Source organism: Ilumatobacter sp., from assembly GCF_049588435.1.
GTDB lineage: Bacteria > Actinomycetota > Acidimicrobiia > Acidimicrobiales > Ilumatobacteraceae > Ilumatobacter_A.
In genome coordinates this window covers 1-2,880 of sequence record NZ_JBAVYV010000554.1, presented here as the reverse complement: position 1 = coordinate 2,880, position 2,880 = coordinate 1, and the positions used below count along the sequence as shown (strand labels likewise).

At 68.6% G+C, this 2,880-nt stretch carries 3 protein-coding genes; 2 read left to right on the top strand and 1 reads right to left on the bottom strand.

Features of this window, described 5'->3' with window-relative positions; translation table 11 throughout:
• Positions 1 to 1,141, bottom strand: a 1,141-nt coding sequence (gene dnaX, locus WBV89_RS20790) for a DNA polymerase III subunit gamma/tau (protein WP_423983240.1), incomplete at its 3' end; no start/stop codon positions are given.
• An 82-nt stretch (positions 1,142 to 1,223) separates the two neighbouring features.
• On the opposite strand from dnaX, the gene WBV89_RS20785 reads away from it, so the two are divergent.
• Together WBV89_RS20785 and WBV89_RS20780 are read left to right on the top strand one after the other, a co-directional pair.
• The gene (locus WBV89_RS20785) at positions 1,224 to 1,742 is read left to right on the top strand and encodes a hypothetical protein (protein ID WP_423983239.1); all 519 of its coding nucleotides are present in this window, start codon (positions 1,224 to 1,226) and stop codon (positions 1,740 to 1,742) included.
• Between the two features lie 52 nt (positions 1,743 to 1,794).
• A partial coding sequence (locus tag WBV89_RS20780; RefSeq protein ID WP_423983238.1) for a copper resistance protein CopC occupies positions 1,795 to 2,880 on the top strand: 1,086 nt, incomplete at its 3' end.

Here is a 2,880-nt window from a genome sequence, read left to right as displayed (position 1 = left end):
GGGTGGCAGCAGGGGCCGCACCGGTCGCAGCGGGAACCCCGTCGGCGACCTTGCGTTCCAGACGATGCACCCGGGCGGCGAGCGCTCCGACATCGTCGCCGACGTCCTCGGAGCACAGGCGGACCGTCGCGACGTCGAGCAGCACCCGGGGGTCCGGCGCGTTGCGCATCTCGGTCAACGCTTCGCCGAGATGTTCGATCCCCTGCACGAGTTGGCCGGCGCCGGCTCGTTGCGCGACGTCGGTCAGCGCGTCGAGTCGCTGCGACGGCAGTTGCACCAATTCGGGTGCCATCAGCGCCAGGAACCCGTTGCGGAGATAGCCGATCAGTTCCTCGGTGATCGTGCGCGGATCGCGGCCCCGGCTGACCGCGTGCGCGACCATCTTCAGTCCTCGTCCCGGGTCGTGAGCGATCATCGCCTCGACGAACTCGTCGAGGGCGATCACCTCCTCGGCCGTTCCACCCGAGTTCGCGGCCAACTCGAGCGCCGACAGCGTGTCGCGTGGCGAACCCGCACCCTGGGCGATCACCTGCTCGATCGCCTCGTCGCTGACCGTCAGACCGGCGTCGTCGGCCACCCAGCGCACGTGTTCCTGCAACGTGTCGGCACCCAGGAGATGGAACTGCAGGTGCTGGGTCCGGCTGCGGATCGTGTCGGACATCTTTTGGGGGTCCGTCGTCGCCAACACGAACACGACGTGCGGTGGGGGTTCCTCCAGCGTCTTGAGCAGCGCCGCCTCGGCACCCTTCGACAGCATGTGCACCTCGTCGAGGATGTACACCTTGTGCCGCCCCGGCGTGCCGAGCGATGCCTTGTCGATCAGGTCGCGCATCGCTTCGACGCCGTTGTTGCTCGCTGCGTCGAGTTCGTGCACGTCGTAGCTCGTGCCCTGTTCGACCGACAGACACGACGCACACTCGCAGCAGGGCTCACCGTCCTGCGGATTCGCACAGTTGAGGACCTTCGCCATGATCCGCGCCGTCGTGGTCTTGCCGGTTCCGCGCGGGCCCGAGAACAGGTACGCCTGGCCCTCGCGACCCTCGGCCACCGAGGTCCGCAGAGCGCGCACGATGTGGTCCTGGCCCTTGAGTTCGGAGAAGCGGCGCGGGCGATACCGGCGATACAGCGACTGGGTTGCCATCGTCGGCCACACTACCGACCGGACCCGTCGGCCCCGGCGGGCCTGCACGCCAACTCGGGCGACCGCGGCCTAGATTCGCAGCGTGGCGATGTCACACGACACCCGGCGCAGGTTGATTCTCGTCATGGCGGCGCTCATCATCGTCGCGCTCGTCCTCGGGAGCACCGGATGCTCGTCGAGCAGCGGCAGCGGTGACGGCGCCGCTGACGGACCCGAGTTGAGCGGCGCGCTGTACGCCGAAACGATGAGCGAGATCTGCACCGCGACGACCGAGCGCCTCGCCCAACTCCCGACCCCGCCGGACGAGATCAGTCGCGCCGACTGGGCGAACGAGGTGTCGCGGGCGCTGAGCGCCGAGGCGACGGCATTCGATGAGATCCGCGTCGGTGAGTCGCGTCGCACCGACCACGCGTCGCTCATCGAGAACACCGAGAACCAGGCTGCGGAGTGGCTGGCGCTCGGCGAAGTACTCGCCGGGGAACAACCCGACGACGAAGCGCTCGCGGCCGTCACGACGGAGATCACCGAACTCACGCTCGGTCGAAATGACCTCGCCGACGAGATGGAACTGACCGGATGCCTGGCCCGGGACCTGTCGTGACGTCCCCCGATCGCACGTACAACCCCAGCGTGAGCACTAACCTCGGCGCATCGTGATCACACTTCTGTCATCTCCGTGGCAACGGCGTCACCGACGCGGCCGGATCGACCAGAGCGAACGGCGCAGTGTGCGTCATCTGCTCGTCGCCGTGTTCGCCACGTTGACCGCCGTCCTCGGATTGTCGGTGGGCACAGCGCACGCCGAGAACACGGTGGCGAACTCGTCGCCATCGACCGGTGCCGTCCTCGACGCGGCGCCCGACTCGATCGTGATCGGCTTCACCGAGGACCTCGGCGAGACGAACACGATCGCGCTCGACTGCGAGGCCGAACCGGTCACCCTGCCGGCGCCCGACGTGGTCGACGGCAACACGCTCGAGGTCGAGATCACCGAGGCGCTCCCTGCCGGCACCTGCACCGCACGCTGGGCCGTCAGCAACACCGACGGCGAACCGAACGGGCGCGGCGTGATCACGTTCGTCGTCGAGAATGCCGATCCCGAAGGCAACGTCGAGATCGCCGCCGAATCGACCGATCCGACCGCCACGACCTCTCCCGCGACGACGACCACCGACCCCGAGGCCGAGCCGGCCGAGGAGCCGTCGGACGACCCCGTCGTCATCGACTTCTCCGTCGCGTCCGAGGGCGATGCCGCCATCTGGCTCTTCCAGTTTGCGTCGACGCTCGGAATCGCCGTGCTGTTCGGCTCGCTGGTGCTGATCACCGCCGCCTGGCCCGAAGGCGTCGAATACCTCGTCACGATCCGGTTCCTCCGTGTCGTGTGGGTCGTGGCGATGGTCACCACCGTCATCTTCACCGGTCTCGGAGCTGCGGCGGTCACGCCCGACGGTGGTGGCGGTCCGTTCAGTCCCGGCACCTGGATCGACCTGCTCGACGCCGGTTGGCCCGGCCGCGCCGTGCTGCTCCGAGTGATCCTGCTCGCGGCCGCCGCGTGGCCCGCGTTCCGCCCCGAGCGGGTCATCGACCCGACGACGCAGTTGGCGGCTCTCGGCATTCCCGGTCTGTGCGTGGCGATGCTGGGCATCACCCGCACGTCCGGCGACTGGGTCGCACTCGGTGTCGTGATGGGCATCCTCCACGCCCTCGCGATGGCGGTCTGGGTCGGTGGAGTCGTACTC